The sequence below is a fragment of the Nitrosomonas sp. genome (assembly GCF_040240425.1).
Taxonomy (GTDB): Bacteria; Pseudomonadota; Gammaproteobacteria; order Burkholderiales; family Nitrosomonadaceae; genus Nitrosomonas.
The window spans coordinates 1-21,350 of sequence record NZ_QPHG01000034.1 but is presented as its reverse complement, the minus strand read 5'-3'; the positions used below and the strand labels follow the sequence as shown (position 1 = coordinate 21,350).

At 47.1% G+C, this 21,350-nt stretch carries 20 protein-coding genes and 1 pseudogene; 10 read left to right on the top strand and 11 right to left on the bottom strand.

Going from position 1 to position 21,350, the window contains the following annotated elements:
* Positions 1-33: 33 nt before the first annotated feature.
* From DU481_RS12130 to ppc, 10 genes are all read right to left on the bottom strand, one after another.
* On the bottom strand, positions 34-1,071 hold the full coding sequence (locus tag DU481_RS12130; protein WP_350134838.1) for a tyrosine-type recombinase/integrase: 1,038 nt from the start codon (positions 1,069-1,071) through the stop codon (positions 34-36).
* Between the two features lie 175 nt (positions 1,072-1,246).
* Entirely contained in the window at positions 1,247-2,383 is a 1,137-nt protein-coding gene (locus DU481_RS12125; protein ID WP_108697880.1) for a PilT/PilU family type 4a pilus ATPase, read from the bottom strand.
* A gap of 38 nt (positions 2,384-2,421) precedes the next feature.
* Entirely contained in the window at positions 2,422-3,465 is a 1,044-nt protein-coding gene (locus DU481_RS12120) for a type IV pilus twitching motility protein PilT (protein ID WP_350134836.1), read from the bottom strand.
* A 187-nt stretch (positions 3,466-3,652) separates the two neighbouring features.
* Positions 3,653-4,894: an EAL and HDOD domain-containing protein gene (locus tag DU481_RS12115; protein ID WP_350134834.1), complete on the bottom strand. Its 1,242-nt coding sequence runs from the start codon at positions 4,892-4,894 to the stop codon at positions 3,653-3,655.
* Between the two features lie 139 nt (positions 4,895-5,033).
* On the bottom strand, positions 5,034-5,879 hold the full coding sequence (locus DU481_RS12110) for an HDOD domain-containing protein (RefSeq protein WP_107803898.1): 846 nt from the start codon (positions 5,877-5,879) through the stop codon (positions 5,034-5,036).
* Between the two features lie 157 nt (positions 5,880-6,036).
* The gene (locus tag DU481_RS12105) at positions 6,037-6,291 is read right to left on the bottom strand and encodes a YfhL family 4Fe-4S dicluster ferredoxin (RefSeq protein ID WP_090321256.1); all 255 of its coding nucleotides are present in this window, start codon (positions 6,289-6,291) and stop codon (positions 6,037-6,039) included.
* A gap of 15 nt (positions 6,292-6,306) precedes the next feature.
* Positions 6,307-6,789, bottom strand: coding sequence for a pantetheine-phosphate adenylyltransferase (gene coaD / locus DU481_RS12100; protein WP_090321253.1), 483 nt, complete (start codon positions 6,787-6,789; stop codon positions 6,307-6,309).
* Positions 6,782-7,336, bottom strand: coding sequence for a 16S rRNA (guanine(966)-N(2))-methyltransferase RsmD (rsmD, locus tag DU481_RS12095; protein WP_350134831.1), 555 nt, complete (start codon positions 7,334-7,336; stop codon positions 6,782-6,784). Before rsmD ends, coaD begins: the two co-directional genes overlap by 8 nt.
* A gap of 11 nt (positions 7,337-7,347) precedes the next feature.
* Positions 7,348-8,652, bottom strand: a complete 1,305-nt coding sequence (locus DU481_RS12090) for a M16 family metallopeptidase (RefSeq protein ID WP_350134828.1) — start codon at positions 8,650-8,652, stop codon at positions 7,348-7,350.
* A 57-nt stretch (positions 8,653-8,709) separates the two neighbouring features.
* Positions 8,710-11,511: a phosphoenolpyruvate carboxylase gene (gene ppc, locus DU481_RS12085; protein WP_350134826.1), complete on the bottom strand. Its 2,802-nt coding sequence runs from the start codon at positions 11,509-11,511 to the stop codon at positions 8,710-8,712.
* 125 nt (positions 11,512-11,636) lie between these two features.
* On the opposite strand from ppc, the gene hemC reads away from it, so the two are divergent.
* The 3 genes from hemC to DU481_RS12070 all read left to right on the top strand — a co-directional run bounded on the left by hemC (position 11,637) and on the right by DU481_RS12070 (position 14,643).
* Positions 11,637-12,593 carry a hydroxymethylbilane synthase gene (gene hemC / locus DU481_RS12080; RefSeq protein WP_350134823.1) on the top strand — a complete coding sequence of 319 codons (957 nt, stop codon included), beginning with the start codon at positions 11,637-11,639 and terminating at the stop codon, positions 12,591-12,593.
* Positions 12,594-12,595: 2 nt separating this feature from the next.
* Positions 12,596-13,384: a uroporphyrinogen-III synthase gene (locus DU481_RS12075; RefSeq protein ID WP_350134821.1), complete on the top strand. Its 789-nt coding sequence runs from the start codon at positions 12,596-12,598 to the stop codon at positions 13,382-13,384.
* An 83-nt stretch (positions 13,385-13,467) separates the two neighbouring features.
* Positions 13,468-14,643, top strand: coding sequence for a heme biosynthesis HemY N-terminal domain-containing protein (locus tag DU481_RS12070; protein WP_350134819.1), 1,176 nt, complete (start codon positions 13,468-13,470; stop codon positions 14,641-14,643).
* A gap of 4 nt (positions 14,644-14,647) precedes the next feature.
* Here the strand turns inward: DU481_RS12070 and DU481_RS12065 are convergent, their stop codons facing one another.
* The gene (locus DU481_RS12065; RefSeq protein WP_350134818.1) at positions 14,648-15,703 is read right to left on the bottom strand and encodes a CDP-6-deoxy-delta-3,4-glucoseen reductase; all 1,056 of its coding nucleotides are present in this window, start codon (positions 15,701-15,703) and stop codon (positions 14,648-14,650) included.
* Positions 15,704-15,752: 49 nt separating this feature from the next.
* Here DU481_RS12065 and DU481_RS12060 point away from each other — a divergent pair, with 49 nt between their 5' ends.
* The 7 genes and pseudogenes from DU481_RS12060 to DU481_RS12030 form a co-directional block, all read left to right on the top strand.
* Positions 15,753-16,649, top strand: coding sequence for an SDR family oxidoreductase (locus tag DU481_RS12060; RefSeq protein WP_350134816.1), 897 nt, complete (start codon positions 15,753-15,755; stop codon positions 16,647-16,649).
* Positions 16,650-16,844: 195 nt separating this feature from the next.
* On the top strand, positions 16,845-18,068 hold the full coding sequence (locus DU481_RS12055) for a type II secretion system F family protein (protein ID WP_350134814.1): 1,224 nt from the start codon (positions 16,845-16,847) through the stop codon (positions 18,066-18,068).
* A 19-nt stretch (positions 18,069-18,087) separates the two neighbouring features.
* Entirely contained in the window at positions 18,088-18,948 is an 861-nt protein-coding gene (locus DU481_RS12050; RefSeq protein WP_350134811.1) for a prepilin peptidase, read from the top strand.
* Between the two features lie 3 nt (positions 18,949-18,951).
* Entirely contained in the window at positions 18,952-19,578 is a 627-nt protein-coding gene (gene coaE, locus DU481_RS12045) for a dephospho-CoA kinase (protein WP_350134808.1), read from the top strand.
* Between the two features lie 95 nt (positions 19,579-19,673).
* Positions 19,674-20,429, top strand: coding sequence for a cell division protein ZapD (gene zapD / locus DU481_RS12040; protein ID WP_090321218.1), 756 nt, complete (start codon positions 19,674-19,676; stop codon positions 20,427-20,429).
* A 142-nt stretch (positions 20,430-20,571) separates the two neighbouring features.
* Entirely contained in the window at positions 20,572-20,730 is a 159-nt protein-coding gene (locus DU481_RS12035; protein ID WP_350134806.1) for a hypothetical protein, read from the top strand.
* Positions 20,731-20,768: 38 nt separating this feature from the next.
* Positions 20,769-21,227: pseudogene (locus DU481_RS12030) on the top strand (integrase core domain-containing protein); the annotation flags it as partial.
* Positions 21,228-21,350 lie beyond the last annotated feature (123 nt).

The following is a 21,350-nucleotide window of genomic DNA, read 5'->3' as shown; positions in this document are numbered from 1 at the left end:
TGATTTGTCGCGGTGGATTCGATCAGCCTGCCATTATACGTTTATACCGGCATCGCGAAACTGCTGCATCATGACCCTGGCGAGTTGCTGGAAATCCGCTTCGGGATTGTGTTGCGGAATCGCCAATTGTTTCAGTATTTCACCTTGGCGGCGCTCCGCCACCTGGCCATAACTTAAAAACGTGGTCATCACACCTTCATGGCCAAGATTCTGGCTCCATGCCTTGAAATCTTCCGGTGTTTTGCAAATCTTTTCACCAAGACAAGCCAAGGTGTTGCGGAAACTGTGCGGGTTGAAGTACGGTAATCCGGCTTTCTCGAATGCTTCCCGGAAAATCTCACGAACCGGTGCGGTGGTGCACCAATGCTTGCGCTTTAACCCGGTAACGCCAAACTGCTTATGCGTATTAACACTGACTTCCGTCATCGGAAACAGCGGATCGTCATTGCCCCACAGTTTTTGCTCTTTCAGGTAATTCACCCAATCCGCAACGATCTGGCGGATATCGTCACCCACTGGGAAAAAATACGTGATGAAAGTCTTGCTGAATTTGGTGCTGACATCGCGCGCATCTTGAAACACGCTGTTTTCCAGCAAATTGACATGCTTGAGCTTGAAGGAAACCAGTGCGCCATCCCGGGCACCGGTCAGCAAAGTAAAAGCGATAAGCGCCTTGTTGCGGCGCTCGATCTCCGTTTGATCCGGCATCGACTGTATGGCGTGCTTAATTTGCTCGATGGTAGGCGCGGCCTTTTCCCGCCGGGCGGTGGCGATGCGCGTATCTTTGGCGGACATGTTGAAATATTCCGCGTCCGAATACTGAATGCGCGATTTATAACCCGGTTCCCTGGCTAACCACTCAAAAAACTTTTTCAAATTGGCGCATGTGGAATGCAGCGTGGCTTTGCTGAGTTTCTTACCGGTTCGTTTGTTGGTTTGTTCGGTCAGGTGCTTTTTAAAGGCAACCGCTTGCTGATGATGAAACAGCTTGAAATCGCGGTGCTTGTTGTACTCTTCAAATCGTGCAATGGCCTTCGCTACACCGTCAATCGTTTGTTCGCTTTGGCGCATGGCTTTCATTTCTTTGTTAGAAATCACAATTTACGGTGGGATTGAAACACGTTGTTAAACTGTGCCAATCGCCAATCAGCTAGCGTATCCGCATAGTTATACCGAATTCAGGTGGTAAAAGAAGAAGTAGAGACTAACAGAACAGATTCAAAATCACGAATTTCGCGCTATGTTCTTACGTGATTGCCAGATGTGCAATGCCCGAATTGAGATCCTGCGATTTAGCTTCAGCGCCTTCCAGCTTAATTTGCAGGCGCAGTTCATTCATTGAATCCGCGTTGCGCAGCGCGTCTTCATAACTGATTTTTCCCGCTTCATACAGCTCGAATAGCGCCATATCGAAAGTTTGCATGCCAAGTTCACGGGATTTTTTCATGATGTCTTTGATCTCATGCACATTACCTTTGAAAATCAAATCCGCGATCAGGGGCGAATTAAGCAGCACCTCAATCGCGGCAACCCGCCCTTTACCGTCTTTGGCCGGTATCAACCGTTGCGCAACGAGGGATCGCAAATTCAGCGATAAATCCATCAGTAACTGTGCCCGGCGTTCTTCCGGGAAGAAATTAATAATGCGGTCCAACGCCTGGTTGGCGCTGTTGGCGTGCAGCGTGCCCATGCACAGATGACCAGTTTCGGCGAAGGCAATCGCATGCTCCATGGTTTCACGGTCACGGATCTCGCCGATGAGAATGGCATCCGGCGCTTGCCGCAAGGTGTTTTTCAGCGCCGCTTCCCACGATTCGGTATCGACACCGACTTCGCGCTGCGTAATAACGCAGTTGATATGTTCGTGCACATATTCGACTGGGTCTTCAATGGTGATGATGTGGCCGTAGCTATTTTTATTGCGATGCCCGATCAATGCGGCCATGGATGTGGATTTTCCAGAACCGGTGCCGCCGACAAAAATGACCAGGCCGCGTTTGCTCATCACCACTTCTTTCAGCACTTGCGGCAACCCCAAATCGTCAAATTCGGGGATTTTGGTGGTGATGGTACGCAGCACCAAACCAACCCTTTGCTGCTGCACAAAAGCATTAACCCGGAACCGCCCGATCCCTGCGGGACTGATTGCAAAGTTGCATTCCTTGGTGGCATCGAACTCAGCCGCCTGTTTGTCGTTCATGATCGCGCGCGCAAGCATTTCGGTATGTTGCATGCTCAAGGATTGTTGCGACACCGGTGTCATTTTTCCGTCAATTTTCATAGCCGGTGGAAAACCGGCGGTAATAAACAAATCGGAGGCTTTCTTGCTGAGCATTAAGCGCAGTAGATCCGACATAAATTTTGATGCTTGTTCCTTATCCATAATGCACTCCCGGAATTCAACTCAACTGGATTGGCCGATCAACCTCTGAAATTATCTTTATTCATCGCTTGCGTTCTGGCTTCGGCCATTGAAATCACGCCGCGCTTCACCAGATCGGTCAAATTCTGATCCAACGTTTGCATACCGGCATTCTGGCCGGTCTGAATCGCCGAATACATTTGCGCAATTTTTCCTTCCCGTATCAGATTACGGATTGCCGGCGTGCCAATCATGATCTCATGCGCCGCCACGCGGCTTTTGCCATCCTTGGTCCGCAACAATGCTTGAGAAATTACCGCACGTAACGACTCGGACAGCATTGCACGAATCATTTCCTTTTCTTCGGCAGGGAAAACATCGATGATACGATCAATCGTTTTAGCGGCGGAACTGGTATGCAAGGTGCCGAAAACCAAGTGACCGGTCTCGGCCGCCGTCATCGCCAAGCGGATAGTTTCCAGGTCACGTAATTCACCGACCAAAATAATGTCCGGGTCTTCCCGCAAGGCTGAGCGCAAGGCATTCGAGAAACTCAGGGTATCCCTTCCCACTTCACGCTGATTAATCAGACACTTCTTGCTCTCATGCACAAACTCGATGGGATCTTCAAGAGTGAGGATATGTCCATAATCATTTTCGTTGATGTCGTTGACCATCGCCGCCAATGTGGTCGACTTGCCTGAGCCGGTGGGACCTGTCACTAAAACCACCCCGCGCGGTTGCTTGGCAATTTCAGCAAATATTTTGGGCGCTTTAAGATCTTCCAGGCTTAATACTTTTGACGGAATCGTCCGCATCACTGCGGCGGCGCCGCGTTGCGTATTAAAGGCATTGACACGAAAACGGGCAAGATTCGGCACCGCAAAAGAGAAATCACATTCCAGATGCTCTTCATAAAATTTTCGCTGACCGTCGTTCATAATGTCGTACACCATCGCGTGTACTTCCTTATGCCCCATCTCCGGCAGATTGATGCGGCGGATCTCGCCATGCACCCGGATCAGAGGTGGCATTCCGGCCGATAAGTGTAAGTCCGAAGCGCTATTTTTAACGACAAATGCAAGCAGCTCTACGATATTCATAGTGACACCCTCTTGTGACAATGCAAAATGTAACGTGAAACATTTGGATAAGAATTGATGATCGTGAGGATCAGGATCAGGATCAGAATCTGAATCAACTCGCTTGTTAACGGATAGGGTCAATAAAAAATTGAATGCGGCTGGTTTAGCTTCTTCAGGTCAACAGTTACGAGCACTACATCGGTTTCTATGCCGTCTGATTGACGGCATCACTGATCCGGTGAGCCCAGGCTGTGGCCTCGAGTTCCAGCCGGATAAATTCTTCCATGCTGAGAAATCCTAGTTCCGGCAACATTGACAAAACCATTTCCGACTCACCTTTTTCATACGCTTCGATCAATGCGAGTTGATATCCAAGCGATCCACGGCGTGTCAGCAAAGCCTCACTCATGTCTTTTTGTATACTGAGGGTACTCACGAGCTCGGACATTTCGATTCCCAGCAATGTATCCAACAATGACAAAACCCCGACCATAAACGCGCGATCCTGGTGGTTCTTATCATGCGGGCGATCCGCGATGGCAATCGACTCCAATAGTTTGCCCCGCACGGTTGCTGTTTGCATCAAGGCATCGGAAGTACCGCCATCCCTTTGCTTGGCAGCGTAGAGCAGAATCTGCACCCAGCGTTGCAGTTGCTTACGGCCCAGAATCATAATGGCCCGTTTGATCGAGTTAATCGTGCTCGGCAAACCATTCGCAGCCGAATTCACCATGCGCAGCAGGTTATAGCTCAGACCGGGCTGATATTTGAGTTCATTTTCAATCTCACCCACTTCACTTTCTCTAACCACCAGTAACAAAAGCTTCAGCAAAGATAGTTTGGATGGATCGATCCGTTTTCCCGAAATAATCTCCGGTTTTGCAAAATAGAATCCTTGCAGCATTTGAAAATTCAGCGCAATGCAGTTTCTGGCAATCTCCTGGCTTTCAACTTTCTCGGCTAACAGCAGCACCGGCCAGCGCCTTAATCTCTTCACCAGGCTCAGCAAATCCTGTTGGCTGAGTGCCGTAATATTGATTTTCACCACATTAATGAGCGGCATGATGCGATCAAATCGCGCATCCAGGTGGGTTACATTGGAAAGTGCCAGCTGATAGCCCTTTTGCTTCAGAAAGGAACAGCGTTGAATGATTTCATCATTAATGTCGACGCTTCGTAAAATTTCCAGCACGACATGCTTTTTCGGCAGCATGCAAATGGTATCGTTAAGCAACAACTTGTCATCCACCTTAATAAAACCGCGCCGCTTACCAATGACATTCTCTATACCTAACTGCCCATAGGTATCGATAATGACATTTGCAGAAGCTGCGGAGTTATCGGTTATCGTAACGACATTGTGTTGATCGGAGCGAAATAAAAGCTCATATGCCACCAAATTTTGTTTGTTATCAAGGATCGGCAATCTGCCTAGATAAACTTCCATCCCATCTGCTCCTGTAACTTTGCGCTGTCCTGCTGATTTTTGTTTATCGTCCCGGATAGGATCAACTTGAGCTTTTGTTTTCCAGGAATAACACGATGAAATAATTGAATTAAGACGACAATTTACAATTCCATGATCGTTAGCGGATGGCGTTAAATACTTCGATGACTTGCAATTTCGCCACCGTCATTACCGACTCGACGATTTCAGCCGATAAGCCCAGAAAACTCCAGGCTTGAAGTGCGCGATCGGAGATGGTTTCTTCGTGCTCAACCGGTTGGTTGGTGCAAGGTTGAATATAACTGGCAATATTGACTGCCGCACACAAAGTACTGGCGTCATACTGGAATTCCTTTTCTTGCATTGGATTGAATTGATACTCAACCATCTTGCAGATATTGACCGGTAATTTCCATTGTTTCAGCAGTTCAGCGCCTAGTTGCGCATGGGTAAAACCGAAGATTTTACGTTCCGCCTGGATTACCGCATCTTCGCCTTGATTCATGCAGCTCAATACTTTGGCCGATTCCTTCGGATATTGGCTGAAAAGAATTAATCGCCCCACGCCGTGCAACAATCCGGCGATAAAAAAACGTTCCCGGCTGTCGACACTGGAAGCCAACAAGCGCGCGGTAACTCCGCAAGTGATACTGTGATTCCAGAAGGTATCCATGTCCACCAAATCGGGTGGAATATCCTTGAATGTGGAGGTCACGGATGTAGCAAGAACCAGATTGCGCAGTTCTTTATGACCAATAATGGCAATCGCTTTTAAAACGGTTTCCACTTTTCCGGAAAAACCAAAATAGCTGCTATTGGCAAATTTCAATATCTTTGCCGTTAATGCGGGATCGCTTGAAATAACACGCTCCAGCTCAGTATTGGTGGCTTCTCCGGAATCGATCAGGTCATTGACGCGAACCACAACATCAGGCAAGGAAAAAATTGAGCGAACGTTAGTCACTATCGTGCGTGGATCATCCATTCAGGTCTCTGTTAAGAAGAAATAAAAGGGTCTTAGGAAGTAAATACTCGCTAAGATTAAACTAAAACAGAATGGGTTACGCTGACGATTAAACGGGGAAAACTATCGGATTTCGTCGAGAAGGATCATTGAGATGGGAAGCGTATTGCGAAATACTTTATTTCTTAGCGGAAATAAGCGCCTGATATTTTGCTTGCAGCTGTTCTTTACTTTCAATCACATCGGGATTGAGTGAAATGCAATCAACCGGACATACTTCCACGCATTGCGGCTCGTTATAATGCCCGACACACTCTGTGCACAACGCCGGATTGATACGGTAAATTTCTTCGCCCTGGGAAATGGCACCATTCGGGCACTCGGGTTCACAAACATCGCAGTTGATACATTCATCGGTAATGATTAACGCCATTTAATTCTCGCAAAACTATTGATTAACAATCTTTTCATGCAGCTTTTGTGCCACCAGGGGATGTACAAATGCATCTGCATTTCCGCCCAGCGAAGCGATCTCACGTACCATGGTGGCGGAAATAAACATATATTGTTCGGAGGGCGTCATGAACAAAGTCTCGACATCGGGATACAAACCTCGATTCATTCCCGCCATCTGGAATTCGTATTCAAAGTCGGACGCCGCGCGCAAACCGCGCAAAATGATGCGCGCATTCTGCTGTTGCAGAAAATTCATCAACAAGCCGGAAAAGGGCATAATCGTGACGTTTGCACAGCCGGACAAGACTTCCTGCGCCATTTCCACGCGCTCCTCCAGTGTGAAAAATGGCTTCTTGCTGCTACTTACGGCTACCGCCACCACCACCTGATCAAATAAGCGCGCGGCTCGCCGGACCAGATCCTCATGTCCGCGGGTTATCGGATCAAAGGTGCCGGGATAAATCGCTTTATCCATGCTGCGCCAGCTCCAACAGCCGGTAATGCACACTGCCGGCTCTTGTGTCACGCTTTACCTGCCATTGCGCATCCGCACTCCAATCGCCTTTGGCCTCCGCATAAACCAACCCGCCGGTTTCAAGATGACATGGCAATAAAGGCAGCAATTCCGGTAACAACCCCAGACGATAAGGAGGATCGAGAAAAATAACATCAAATTTGCGCATATCCGACTTCAAAAAATTCATCGCATTCATCATCACCAGCTCAACCTGTGTTGCTTGCAATTTTTCCTTATTTTCCCGCAGCATGCGATAGACTCCCGCATCGGCATCCACCATCACCACCGATGCCGCGCCGCGGGACGCCGCCTCAAAACCTAACGCTCCACTTCCGGCAAACAAATCGAGACAACGCATACCGCTCAAATCCTGTCCCAGCCAATTAAACAGCGTTTCACGGATTCGATCGGCGGTGGGTCTTAAATCGGGATGCTCGGGAAAAGCCAGTAAACGGCTGCGCCACTGACCGCCGATGATACGAACTTTTCCTCGGGTTACGGCCATCGGCACAAACTTTATTCGATCGCACCCACGATCACAGTCACCATACCGTCAGGCTGAATCCGGCGTTGAAATGCCTGCCGGATTTGCTCGGTGGTAACTGCCTCAACGGCTTCCAAGTAGTCCGTCAAATAGGTCAACGGTAAACGATAAAAACCGATCACGGACAGAAAACCCAATATTTTGCTATTACTGTCGATACGAAGCGGGAAACCGCCGATAATATTTTGCTTCGCTGCCGTCAATTCATCTTCGGTCGGACCTTGGGCGACAAAATCTTTCAGCACTTTATGCGTCAAAGCCAATGCTTCTTCCGATTGTTCTTTCTTGGTTTGCAAACCGATCTGAAACGGTCCTTGCTCCTGATAGGGAGAAAAGAAACTATACACACTGTAAGCCAAACCGCGCTTCTGGCGAATTTCTTCCATCAGGCGCGAAACAAATCCGCCGCCGCCCAGAATATGGTTGCCGACCAGCAGGGGAAAATAATCCGGATCACTGCGCCGCAATCCCGGATAGGCCAATTGGATATGGCTTTGCGTTGCGGGATGGGGAATTCTTTTTATCCCCGCTGCCGGAATTGACACCGGTGCAATCCCGGTCTTCGCGCCATCGGCAGGTAAATTGCCGGTGAGTGATTCCGCAAGCGCTGCCGCCTCAAGCCGGGTGATGTCGCCCATGATGGCGATCACGGCATTCTTGGCGACATAATAGGAACGGTAAAAAGTCAGCAGATCCGCGCGCTGCAACCGGTTTAGTGGCTCAATCTCACCCATCTCATTGAATCCGTAAGGATGATCGCCATACAGCATTTTCATCAATTCACGATCACCGATGTAATCCGGTTTCGTGCTGGACTCTTTAATACTGGCAATGATTCTGGCTTTTTCCCGCAGCACAACTTCTTGCGGAAATTCCGGATGCTGAATAATCCGCGCCAATATATCAAGTGCCTGCTTGCGTTCCCGCTCACTACTCAAGGTGCGCAACGCAATACCGGCACGATCGCGGTCGAAATGATTTTTCAGTTGCGCACCGACATCGGCCAACGCTGTCGCAATCTGGTTTTCCGTTAAACCACCCGCACCAAGACTCAGCATATGCTGCACCAGGCTAGCGCGGCCGGATTGATTAGCACTATCCATACCGCTACCGGCGGCAAATTCAACACTGATATCCAGTATGGGCAAGTCATGATTCTCGACAAAATACACCCGAGCGCCGGAAGCTGTTTGCCAGTATTGGATCGGCAATGTGGCCCAGGCCCATTGCGCGTAAAGACTGAACAGCACAATAAAAATGAATCGTTTTATTTGCACCCCAATACCTCCCGCAGTGCGTTCACTAAAAGTAAATAAGGAAAATTCATATCCAGATTAACCGCTATTGCGCAGACCGGCGGTTACACCATTGATGGTCAGGTGGATGGAGCGTTTAACTTCCTCGCTATCCTCTCCTGAACGGTAACGGCGCAACAACTCCACCTGCAAGTGATTGAGCGGATCAATATACGGCGTTCTATTGCGGATACTACGCGCTAACGTCGGATTATCCTGCAGCAACTCGGTATGACCGGTCAAGGCAAACAGCCATTTTTGACTTCTTGACCATTCTTCTTTGATACGCCCGAAAATCTGCTCGCGCAATGCCACATCTTCGACTAATTCCGCATAACGGGAGGCAATACCCATGTCCGTCTTAGCCAGCACCATATCCATATTTGACAATAATGTTTGCATGAACGGCCATTCACGGTACATCTCCTGCAATAACGCTAACCCTTGACCACCCTGATCTTCACGATTGACAAAAGCTTCCACCGCATGCCCAAACCCATACCATCCCGGCAGCATCATCCGGCTTAAACTCCAGCTGAACACCCAGGGAATCGCGCGTAAATCTTCAATCGCATCGGAATTCTTGCGCGACGGCGGCCTGCTGCCAATGTGCAGCCCCGACATTTCCCGGATCGGTGTGGATTCCAGAAAGAACTTTTTAAATCCCTCGGTTTCGTACACCAAATCACGGTATGCCGCAAAAGAAGCAGACGCCAGTTTTTCCATCGCCCGGTAATAGCGATCCGCATTCGCGCCAAGCGAATCATGACCCAGCAGTGTCGCCTCCATTGTCGCAGCCACCAGCGTCTCGAGATTCCGCCGTCCGATTTCGGGTTCGGCGTATTTGCTACTGATCACCTCGCCTTGCTCGGTAACGCGTATTTGACCATTCACACTGCCCGGCGGTTGCGCCAAAATACTTTGATAGCTGGGCCCGCCACCCCGGCCTACCGTGCCGCCGCGGCCATGAAACAGGCGCAGCTCCACATTGTGTTTGGCAAAAACTTTGGTCAGTTCAATTTCGGCTTTATAAATCTCCCAGTTCGACGTGATAAAACCGCCGTCTTTGTTACTATCCGAGTAGCCGAGCATGACTTCTTGCACATTGCCGCGCGAAACCAAAAGTTTACGATAGTATGGCGTGGAGAATAATTGATCCATAATTTCGCCACAGACCCGTAAATCCGAGATCGTTTCGAACAATGGAATAATATTCAGGTGCAATTGCGGATTTTCACCGCTTTGCAACAGACCGACTTGCTGCAGCAGATATGCGACTTCCAGAACATTGATAATGCTAGTTGTCATGGAAATAATGTAATTCGGCAGCGCGGCCCGTCCAAACCGGCGGTGAATATCAGCAGCACAGTGCAAAATGTGCAATTCGGATTGCGCCAATTCGGAAAAGCCGTCATAAGTGGCGAGTATCGGCCGGGATTGACCGATTTCGCTCAGCAGCCACTCGGTGCGTTGCTTTTGATCGAGCTGCGCATAACCGCTTTTGCCAGTGTAATGCTGAAATAATTCGCTGACCACTTGCTCGTGAATCTTGCTGTGTTGCCGCATATCCAGCGGAGTTAAATGAAATCCGAAGACATCCGCAGCACGGCGCAAATTACGTAATGCTCCGCGAGCAATCCAAGCGGATTTGTGCTGTTTTAATGAAGCAATGATGGTATCGAGATCTCGCAAGAACTCTGCGCAGTCGGCATAAGGTTCTCTCTTTTCCGCTGTGCTGAGCTGCAAAACTTGGTGCCCGAATTGTCTGGCGGTTGCGACCAAACGTGCGCCGATACTAAGAAAAATCCGTCGATAGGGCTCATCGGATCGATTGGGAATATCGGGTGCGGTAGCCACCAATTCCTTGATATCATCGCTGACATTAACCAGTTGCTCAGTCAAACTCATCGAACGGCCAATTTTTTGTGCCGCATCAATGTAATAATCCAGTGCGACTGATGATTGACGCTCAACCGCGCGCAACATGACATCATGTGTGACAAAAGGATTGCCGTCGCGATCGCCGCCAATCCAGCTGCCAATGCGCAAAAATGAGGAAACCGCAGGAATTTCGCTTTGATTTAAGCGGCGCTCGAGAAAATCCTCAATTTTTGCATAGATATAAGGAATTTCGGTCAAGAACGTATAACTGTAAAAAGTCAAACCGTTTTCGATCTCATCGTTAACCGATAACCGGCTTGGCCGCAACATGCGGGTTTGCCACAGAATTTCAATGGTTGCCCGTAAATTTTCTTCATTATGACGCAATTCGTTGGGTGTCAACTCCGTCCGCGCCCGCTCTCTTAACAATCGCTCAATGGTAAGCTGACAGTCCAATATACTCCGCCGCTGCACTTCTGTCGGATGCGCTGTTAAAACCGGCGAAACAACCGCTTTCTTAAAGAAATCGAAAAGAATAGCCGGAGCATTGTTGCTACTGGTTAGCACACGTTCAAGCGCCAGTGTCAAACTGCCTTCCTGCAGCGGAGACTCTGCGCGCAAATGCGCACGCCGCCGCCGGTTGTGATGCACATCCTCGGCAATATTGGAAAGCAATGAAAAATAACTGAAGGCGCGAACAACGGGCAATGAGTTCTCATCGCTCAAACGATCAAGTATCGCATCCAGCTCCTCGCGCGCCTTGGGATCCTGGTCTCGATGAAAACGAATCGCAGTCTGGCGTATATTCTCGACCAGCTCAAAAGCGCTATCACCGTCTTGCTCCCGCAACGTATCACCCAGCATACGTCCGAGAAAACGAATGTCCTCGCGCAATGGTAAGTCTTTATCATTGACCAATTTATTATTGGCACTATTATTCTCTGAATCAGCAGCGCTCATCGCATTAACATACCCACGATCAAAAATGAACCCGGCGCGTGCTTGCAATAAGCAAAGTCCGTACCGGCCATGCTAAAATAATCATCATACAAAACTTTTTGTAATTTTTTCATTTTATACTATTAATGCCCAACTCACTTTTATCTCCACAGAAAATCATCATTGCATCGCGAGAAAGTTTACTCGCCATGTGGCAAGCCAAATTCATCCAAAAATGTCTCGGCGAATTATACCCGCAAACTGAAGTCAGCATACTTGGGATGACGACACGCGGTGATCAAATACTGGATCAATCCTTAGCAAAAATTGGCGGAAAAGGCTTGTTCATTAAAGAACTCGAACAGGCTTTGGAAGACGGCCGGGCCGACATTGCGGTGCATTCGATGAAAGATATGCCAATGAATGTGCCGGAAGGATTTAAACTGGCGGCCATAACGGAGCGGGAAGATCCGCGCGATGCGTTTGTTTCCATTCATTATAGCGGCCTGGATGCATTGCCTGAAGGCAGTGTCGTCGGCACCTCGAGTTTGCGGCGCGAAAGCCAACTACGCGCACAATTCCCGCATCTCGAAGTTCATCCCTTGCGCGGTAATGTGCAAACCCGGCTGCGTAAACTCGATGAAGGACAATATGCCGCGATCATTCTGGCTGCCGCCGGTTTAAAACGGCTGGGATTATCCGATCGCATTACCGCATTGCTGAGTCCCGAGCAAAGCCTGCCTGCTGTAGGTCAAGGTGCGTTGGGTATCGAATGCCGGGCGGATCGCACCGATTTAGTTGCGCTGATGCAACCGTTGCATCACCAGGAAACCGCTTATTGCGTCGAAGCCGAGCGGGCCTTGAGCCGTGTATTAGGTGGCAGTTGCCAAGTGCCGCTGGGCGCATTTGCTGAAATCAACAACGGCACACTTCAGCTGCGCGGATTCGTGGCTCAGCCTGATGGCAAACGCATTGTCAGCGATGCACTGAATGGCAAACCAGAAACCGGCATTGCGATGGGACAACAATTAGCGCAAAAGCTGATCAACAAAGGCGCCGGTGAAATTCTGGCAACCCTGGTCCCTGCAGAGGGCTGGAAATAACATTGCCTGCAAGCACACAACTTACCGGTCTTAATATACTGGTCACTCGCCCTGAGCATCAATCCGCTGTTCTCGCGGAAGGTATCCGCGCTCTGGGCGGCAATCCGATTTTACTTCCCGTACTGGAAATCGCCGATGTCACGGATCTGAGTCCTTTAACTGACCTGATCAAGCGCTTGGATGAATTCGACTGGGCAATTTTTGTCAGCCCCAATGCCGTGAACAAAAGCATGCCGTTGATAACCGAGCAGCATGCGTTACTGCCGTCACATCTGAAATTTGCCGCAGTCGGGAAAGGCAGCGCGGACACTTTGAAGCAATACGGCGTCAACGATGTGCTCATTCCAACCGAGCATTCCGATAGCGAAGCGCTACTTAAACTCGATGATATGCAGCATATGGCCGGGCAACGAGTTGTCATCTTTCGCGGCAATGGCGGCCGGCAATTATTAGGCGACACACTCGCTCAACGCGGCGCTTATCTCGAATACGCCGAATGTTATCAACGCAGAAAACCCGATCTTGATACCACACCTCTACTCGACGATTGGTCACAAGGCAAAATCCATGCCGTGATCATCACCAGCAGCGAAGGACTTCATAATTTATTTGACATAATAGGCATGCTTGGCCAACAATTGCTGAAATTAACTCCGGTTTTTACAGTTCATGAACGAATTGCTCAAACGGCCAGAGAGTTAGGACTGGAAAAAATCATAAAAGCGCCCTCTACAGGCGACGAAGGCTTACTGAAAGGCTTACAAACATACTTTCAGGTAACCGGAAAATAGCACAACCGGACGGATGTTCATGTAATTTGCAATCGACGGTTCAATATTAACAATGATCATCTCTACTGCAATGAGGAGAATATATGAAACTGATACTCTGGCTATTGGCACTATTCGCTGCCGCTGTAGCTGTCACGCTAGCTGCTAAAAACACCACAGGGCGCGCTCTAATCGAGGCTCCGCCTTATCAATTGGAATTGCCGCTGGATCAATTCATCCTCGCGGCAGCAGTGGCTTTTTTTGTTTTTTATATTTTAGTCCGGTTTATTCTGGGGATTTTTGGTTTCAGTCAACGGCATCGTCATAAAAAAACGGATGAAATGCTCTTATCCGGATTAAAAGCTTATTTTGAAGGCGACTACGTTAAATCACAAAAAAATACCGCGATTGCGCTCAAGCTAGCTGATTCATCGACTGCCAAAGCAGTTAGCGCTGTTATTGCAGCTCGCTCGGCTCAAATACTTAATGAAGTGGCTGCACGTGATCAATATTTGGACACTGCGCTGTCTCAAGCGCCGGATGAGAAATCATTGTGCCTTGCCGCCAGAACCGAATTTATGTTGCAAAAAGGGGATTATCAAGAAGCCCTTAGAATATTACAGTCGCTGTATTCAGAAGGCGGATTACAATCCATTGCCGTTCTGCAGTTGGAGCTGGAGGCGCAGCAGCAAGCCGGTAATTGGGATGCGGTTCTTGAGTTGGCGGACATATTGGCAAAACGCCAATCAGTGAACAAGACGCTGGTAAGAAAATTAAAACACGATGCGCAAATAGAAAATATCAAAAGCAAAGCCACCGATTTGCAGTCATTGAATCAATATTGGCAATGCATATCGCCGCTGGATAAAATGGATAGCAAGCTTTCTGTCGCCGCCGTGCGCGCCTATATCTCGCTAGGTAACTGTAATATGGCCAATAAAATTATTGAATCGAATGTCCCGATGACATGGGATAACGAATTAATAGAGCTGTATTCGGAATGTTTGGATTATCACGTCAGCAGGCAAATCGAATGTGCTGAAGTATGGCTCAGATCACACCCCAATAATGCGATTTTACTGCTAACACTGGGTAAACTCTGTACGTATTGCGAGCTTTGGGGCAAAGCGCAAAATTATCTGGAAGCAAGCTTATCCGTTGAACCCGGACATAAAGCGCATTTCGCGTTAGCGCAACTAAATGAAAAACTTGGAAAACATGAGTTAGCAATGGATCATTACAACAAAGGGCTGCAATTAACGCTCAAACAACTCAGTTAAAACGCTAGGGTTCTCGTGCAATCTGGGGATTGCTGGTTGAAGGCGTGAACACATCGGAAAAGAAAGCATCTTTTGGCAAGCTGCGATAACTGGTAAAGTCATGGTAAGCGGCTTTAACCATGGCAGGGACGCCGCAAGCATACACTTGATGCTTTTCCAAATTATGATGATCCTGCATGACAGCTTCATGTACCAGACCTGTTCTCCCCTGCCAATTGTCTGATGGCAGCGGATCCGATAGCACTGGGATAAAAGTAAAATTATCGTGCTGCTGTTGCCAACTCTCTGCCAAATTCATCAAATATAGATCAGCTTTCGTTCGCGCTCCCCAGTACAGCATCATTTTCCTTTTCTCATTCCGATTACTGTCCTGATAAAAAATATGCTCGAGAATACTTTTTATCGGTGCAAATCCCGTGCCGCTTGCCAGGAACATAATGGCGGTATCGGGCGGTGTATCCCGCAAGAAGAATGAGCCCAATGGCCCCGTGAAACGAAGCATATCCTTCACTTTCATGTCCGTAAAAACATGCTCTGTAAATGCGCCGCCTGGATAATTTCGCACATGCAATTGCAGCAATTCGTCGTCATGCGGTGCGTTCGCTAAGGAAAAACTGCGCCGTTTACCATCTTTAAGCAAAATATCGATATACTGACCGGCCAAAAACTGTAATCGCTGATTGGTTGGAAGTTTTAGAGAAATAATCATCACATCCGGAGCAACAAGATCGAGCCTATCCACCCGGCAGGGCAAGGTTTTAATTTCAATATCTTTGATTGCACCGATTTCGTGACACTCGATTACCAAATCACTTAATGGGGAAGCACAACAAAACAATGCATTGCCAGCACGCTTATCTTCTTCAGTCAAGGTTTCTTCACTGTAGTTACCATAAGCGACTGTTCCTTGGATGATTCTTCCTTTGCAGATGCCACAAGAACCATTACGGCAACCATAGGGCAACGAGAATCCTTCACGCAGAGCCGCTTCAAGAATGGTTTCTCCAGGCTCAACCTGGAAAACATGCCCGCTGGGCTGAATAATGATTTGATGCGACATTGAGTAGCAAACAAATAGAAAATATAATAATTAGAAACAAATAACTTATATGAAAAAAACAGTATTAATTATTGGTTGTGGTGATGTAGCGCTTAGAACAGTGCCACTATTACAAGCACATTACCGGATTCTCGGCCTGTACCGTAACTTGGATAACTCCAGCCATTTACGATCACATGGAATTATTCCAGTTTACGGAAATCTGGATTCTCCGAAGAGTCTTGAGAAACTCGCTGGAATTGCACAGTTGATATTGCATCTGGCCCCTCCACCCAACCAAGGATTACGCGATCGTCGAACCGCGCATTTACTGTCCGCATTAACCAAACGAACTAAAAATCGTGCGCTGATTCTACCACAACGATTTATCTATATCAGTACCAGTGGCGTTTATGGTAATTGTCATGGCGCATTGATCGATGAAAATCACCCCGTTAATCCTGAAAATGACCGGGCAATACGACGTATTGATGCTGAAAGGCAAATACGTAACTGGGGCAAACGAAATCATGTCCCTGTCTCCATTTTACGTGTTCCTGGAATTTATGCGGCGGATAGATTTCCACTAAAACGCCTGCGCGAAGGCCATCCAGCAATTCTGGATAGCGAAGATAGTTATACCAATCACATCCATGCTGATGATCTTGCACGCATCATTTATGCAGCTTTACATCACGCCAAATCCGGCAGGATTTATCATACCTGTGATGACTCCCAGCTCAAAATGGGAGAATATTTTGATCTGGTCGCAGATCATTTTGATTTACCGCATCCTCCTCGTATCAGCCGAAGCCAAGCTTACGAGCAAATATCACCCGGCATGCTGTCTTTCATGAAAGAATCCAGGCAGCTTAAGAATCTCAGAATGAAGAAGGAATTGCGCATCCGATTGTTATACCCAACCGTTCATGAAGGCGTTAAAGCCGCTCGAGCTAACAGTTCATAAAGTTTTGCGGTTGACCCTACGCTAGTGCAGTTTCTCAAATTAAAACTAAGAATATACAAAACTCTGCCGTTAATTCCGCACAATCTCAAAACAATCATTTGGGTTTTGTTGTCCACAACCGCAGCAGAATTTTAGTCTCTACAGCATTTCTAACGTATTGATATTCATGAGAGCCTCTGTTCTTAGGAGTTAACTATGGCAACTGTCACAGCGCACGCAGAAAAGAAAGTAAAAGAAATCAATTATTCATGGGAAGGAAAGGATAAAGCTGGCAAACAGCTGAAGGGTGAGATGCGTGCTGCCGGAACAGTTGTTGTGACTTCCACATTGCGCCGCCAAGGGATTAAAGTCACAAAAATCAAGAAAACCCAATCCGGCGGTAAAATAACAGACAAAGATGTCACGTTATTTACACGCCAACTGGCCACCATGATGAAATCTGGTGTGCCGCTATTACAAGCTTTTGATATCGTGGGAAGAGGTCACAGCAACCGCGCTTTAAGCAAATTACTTTTGGACATCAAAGCTGATGTGGAAACCGGCAGTAATTTGACGGATGCCTTCCGGAAATATCCGCTTTATTTTGACGCGCTCTACTGCAATCTTGTTGGCGCAGGTGAAGCGGCTGGTATTTTGGATGGTATTTTGGATCGCCTTGCTACTTATAAAGAAAAAATTCAGGCTATCAAGGGAAAAATCAAATCCGCGCTCTTTTACCCGATTTCAATCATTGTGGTCGCATTTATCATTACCGCGGTAATTATGATATTTGTAGTTCCAGCCTTTAAAGACTTATTTGAAGGATTCGGCGCTGAACTGCCTGCCCCAACGCTTCTGGTAATGACCATCTCAGATTTCTTTGTTGCTTATTGGTGGGCAATTCTAGGTGTTCTAGGTGGTGCAATCTATGGCTTCTTGTATGCCTGGAAACGCTCAGTTCCCATGCAGCGGGTCATGGATCGTCTTGCACTCAAATTACCGATTTTCGGTGAGGTCATTCGCAAAGCTACAATCGCACGCTGGTCTCGAACACTATCAACCATGTTTGCTGCCGGCGTCCCATTGGTAGAGTCATTAGATTCTGTAGCAGGTGCTGCCGGAAATTTCATTTATTACGAAGCCACCAAGACCATCCAGCTTGAAGTCAGTACCGGTAACAGCTTGACGTCTTCGATGGCCAGCACCAACGTTTTTCCTAACATGGTCATACAAATGGTCGCCATTGGTGAGGAAGCCGGATCGCTTGACTCGATGCTCAGTAAAATTGCCGATTTCTATGAAGCGGAGGTGGACGATGCGGTAGCCGCGCTTTCCAGTCTGATGGAGCCCATCATTATGGTCGTATTGGGCACACTCATCGGCGGTATGGTTGTTGCGATGTACTTACCTATCTTCAAAATGGGTATGGTTGTTAGTTAAACATAACTTCCTCAAGAACATGTCATTCTTATCTATATTGCAAGACTCACCTGTTTTCTTCGTATCCTGCACAACAATACTCGGTCTAATGATCGGCAGCTTCCTGAACGTTGTGATTTACCGGTTGCCTGAAATGATGAAAAGGAATTGGCTGCAACAATGCGCGGAACTTCAAGGTGAGGCGGTCCAAACATTACCCGGATTTAACTTTCTTACGCCGCGTTCAACGTGCATACACTGTGGACACAAAATAACCGCATGGGAAAATATTCCGGTTATTAGCTACCTTTTTCTACGAGGACGCTGCTCTCAATGCCATGCGCGCATTTCTCCGCGCTATCCGATGGTAGAAGCGGTAACCGCCATTATCAGCGGTTTTGTTGCTTGGCACTTCGGTTACGGCTTTGTTGCGCTTGCAGCACTTATCTTCGTATGGTCGCTCATCGCCTTGGCTGCTATTGATCTGGATACGCAATTATTACCGGACGATATAACATTGCCATTACTATGGATCGGCCTACTGGTTAATATCAATCATGGCTTTACCGATATTCAATCAGCGGTAATTGGCGCCATCGCCGGCTATCTTTCCTTGTGGTCCATTTACTGGTGCTTTAAACTGATAACTGGCAAAGAAGGCATGGGGTACGGCGATTTCAAACTGTTAGCTGCAATTGGTGCATGGTTAGGTTGGAGCAAACTTCCATTGGTGATACTTTCCTCATCTCTGGTCGGCGCGCTGGTTGGCATGGGATTGATTCTTGCCGCCAAGCTGAATAAGAATATCCCTATTCCATTTGGCCCCTATCTGGTTGGTGGAGCGTTTATTGCTTTATTCTGGGGAGAACAGCTCATTCATACCTACATTGGCTTACTTTAATCAATGACTTTTATAGTTGGACTTACTGGCGGAATCGGTTGTGGAAAATCAAGTGTCAGTCAACTCTTCGCTGAATTGGGTATTGATATCATTGATACCGATGTAATTGCCAGGAAATTAACCCAGCCAGATGGTCAAGCCATCGGTTTGATAAGAGATTCATTCGGAGATGATTTCCTCACAGCGAATGGTTCTCTGGATAGAGAAAAAATGCGCAATCAGGTATTCTCGGACAGTCATGCGCGACGTAAACTGGAAAAAATTCTTCATCCGCTGATACTACAAGAAGTAATCGAGCAAATTAAACAGGCCCGATCACCTTATATCGTACTTGTAGTTCCATTATTATTTGAAACGGATGATTACGACGACATCATTCACCGCAGTTTAGTAGTTGACTGCGAGGAATCACTGCAAATTTCACGCACCATGGCACGTAGTCAATTATCGGAGCAGCAAGTAAAAGCGATCATGGCGCAGCAGATTTCGCGACAAACTCGCCTACAAAAAACCGATGATATAATTACCAATAATCGGGATATTAATTTCCTGAAGACACAAGTCACTCAGCTACATAACAAGTATCTGATTATTTGTAAAAATAAATCAGATACTATAAGCTTGCACTAAAGAAATTTTTTGGGAAAATTTATTTTTTTGTGAAATAATCTTAGTTGCAGCAAAGCTTCAATACCTCTAATTTCTCTTGTGGATGTATAACTATTGTGATTTGTTACGAACACCCGCTCAATGAGCGCATCCGTACCCTTCTTCGACTTGAGGATCTATTTAATAAGATTGATTTCTTCTCTACGAAAGATACTGCTACCGAGCACCATGCGTCACTCATCGCTTTATTTGAAGTGCTTGAGATTACCAGCCGGGCTGATATCAAATCAGATTTGTTGCAAGAGCTTGAGCGGCAGAAACAGATACTCGAAATGCTGCGGAAAAACCCAGAGGTCTCAGAAACCGCATTGGATAATGTGCTCAATGACATAAAAATCACTTTCCGGGAAATGCTGGATTTCCCAGGCAAAGTCGGTGAACATCTGCGTGAAAATGAATGGCTAATGGCAATCAAGCAACGCATTGGTATACCTGGCGGTTGCTGTGTATTCGACTTACCATCCTATCATTACTGGTTGAATTTGGATCCCGCCCATCGTCACAAAGACTTCGATGAGTGGTTAACACCGTTCCAACCCATTCGAAACGCATTTGGAATTGTGCTTTACCTGTTGAGGAAAAGCGGAAGAACCTTGCAAGTAGTTGCGAATCAAGGAATTTTCCAGCAAACGGGATCGGAATATACCGCACACATGCTAAGACTTAATTTAAGCGATCAATTGCCCTGCGTACCAGAGATCAGTGCGAACAAATATGCACTGAATATCCGTTTCATCCCGATGCACACAAACCAAAAAAACAAAGTCTATGAAGGTGATGTCAAATTTGAGCTCACCTTCTGCAATCTATAACGCCATTTCAAGTTATTCCAGCAGACAATTGCTCTTTTCTGTCAATGCATAACATTGTATCCCGCCAGCGCAAGTTGGACAAAATAGCTTGATTTTATAAGGAAGAGCTTTGGCTCGTCGTAACCCTAAAAAAGGAACGATAATGACAGAGCAGAACAATCAAAACCGCAGTGGCGAGAAAACCGTACGCGATATACTCCGTGCCAACCGCCGCAATCATTCAGCAGAAGAAAAGATCCGTATCGTGCTGGAAGGTCTTCGAGGCGAAGACAGTATTGCAGAGTGGAGTTGCCCCCTTTGAACGGACACATTAAGTTCTGTTTAAAGGGGGCAACTCCAGTGTCAGATACCCTCGATGATGCATTACGCTTTACAGGACTTGACCAGACCAAAATCAAACATAACCCGCTGTTATTAAGTGACAATGGCCCGAGTTATATTTCAAGTGAATTAGCCCAGTATCTTGAAAGTCAGAATATGATCCACACACGCGGCAAACTCTATCATCCTCAGACTCAGGGCAAAATTGAGCGCTGGCATCGTTCCCTAAAAAACCAGATCCTGCTGGAAAATGACTATTTCCCCGGTGAGTTGAAAGAACATATTCGGCAGTTTGTCGATTATTACAATCACCAACGCTACCATGAGTCATTGAATAATCTAACACCGGCTGATGTCTTTTATAATCGGGGACAATCTATTCTGAATGAACGTGAAAAAATAAAATGGCGATCCTTGGCTTTGCGACGCCCAATGTTTTATGCTAAACAATCAACAAACTCAAATCTAATGAGCTAAAATGTAAGAAACCTCAGGGTTGTTTACAGAGAGGTTGATTGAAATAAGCGTCGAGTATTTCATAAGGGGTGGCATTATTCAAACTCTTATGAGGCTTAACGGTATTGTAGAAGTTAATGAAAC

Bases quoted from the DNA above. Each gene is read 5' to 3' on its own strand.
- ppc (WP_350134826.1), bottom strand. From the start codon at position 11,511: ATGAGCGCTGCTGATTCAGAGAATAATAGTGCCAATAATAAATTGGTC.
- DU481_RS12060 (WP_350134816.1), top strand. From the start codon at position 15,753: ATGAAAAAAACAGTATTAATTATTGGTTGTGGTGATGTAGCGCTTAGA.
- DU481_RS12115 (WP_350134834.1), bottom strand. From the start codon at position 4,894: ATGGAAGTTTATCTAGGCAGATTGCCGATCCTTGATAACAAACAAAAT.
- DU481_RS12105 (WP_090321256.1), bottom strand. From the start codon at position 6,291: ATGGCGTTAATCATTACCGATGAATGTATCAACTGCGATGTTTGTGAA.
- DU481_RS12035 (WP_350134806.1), top strand. From the start codon at position 20,572: ATGACAGAGCAGAACAATCAAAACCGCAGTGGCGAGAAAACCGTACGC.
- DU481_RS12130 (WP_350134838.1), bottom strand. From the start codon at position 1,071: ATGCGCCAAAGCGAACAAACGATTGACGGTGTAGCGAAGGCCATTGCA.
- DU481_RS12070 (WP_350134819.1), top strand. From the start codon at position 13,468: ATGAAACTGATACTCTGGCTATTGGCACTATTCGCTGCCGCTGTAGCT.
- DU481_RS12125 (WP_108697880.1), bottom strand. From the start codon at position 2,383: ATGGATAAGGAACAAGCATCAAAATTTATGTCGGATCTACTGCGCTTA.
- DU481_RS12065 (WP_350134818.1), bottom strand. From the start codon at position 15,703: ATGTCGCATCAAATCATTATTCAGCCCAGCGGGCATGTTTTCCAGGTT.
- hemC (WP_350134823.1), top strand. From the start codon at position 11,637: ATGCCCAACTCACTTTTATCTCCACAGAAAATCATCATTGCATCGCGA.
- DU481_RS12120 (WP_350134836.1), bottom strand. From the start codon at position 3,465: ATGAATATCGTAGAGCTGCTTGCATTTGTCGTTAAAAATAGCGCTTCG.
- DU481_RS12110 (WP_107803898.1), bottom strand. From the start codon at position 5,879: ATGGATGATCCACGCACGATAGTGACTAACGTTCGCTCAATTTTTTCC.
- coaE (WP_350134808.1), top strand. From the start codon at position 18,952: ATGACTTTTATAGTTGGACTTACTGGCGGAATCGGTTGTGGAAAATCA.
- DU481_RS12050 (WP_350134811.1), top strand. From the start codon at position 18,088: ATGTCATTCTTATCTATATTGCAAGACTCACCTGTTTTCTTCGTATCC.
- coaD (WP_090321253.1), bottom strand. From the start codon at position 6,789: ATGGATAAAGCGATTTATCCCGGCACCTTTGATCCGATAACCCGCGGA.
- rsmD (WP_350134831.1), bottom strand. From the start codon at position 7,336: ATGGCCGTAACCCGAGGAAAAGTTCGTATCATCGGCGGTCAGTGGCGC.
- DU481_RS12055 (WP_350134814.1), top strand. From the start codon at position 16,845: ATGGCAACTGTCACAGCGCACGCAGAAAAGAAAGTAAAAGAAATCAAT.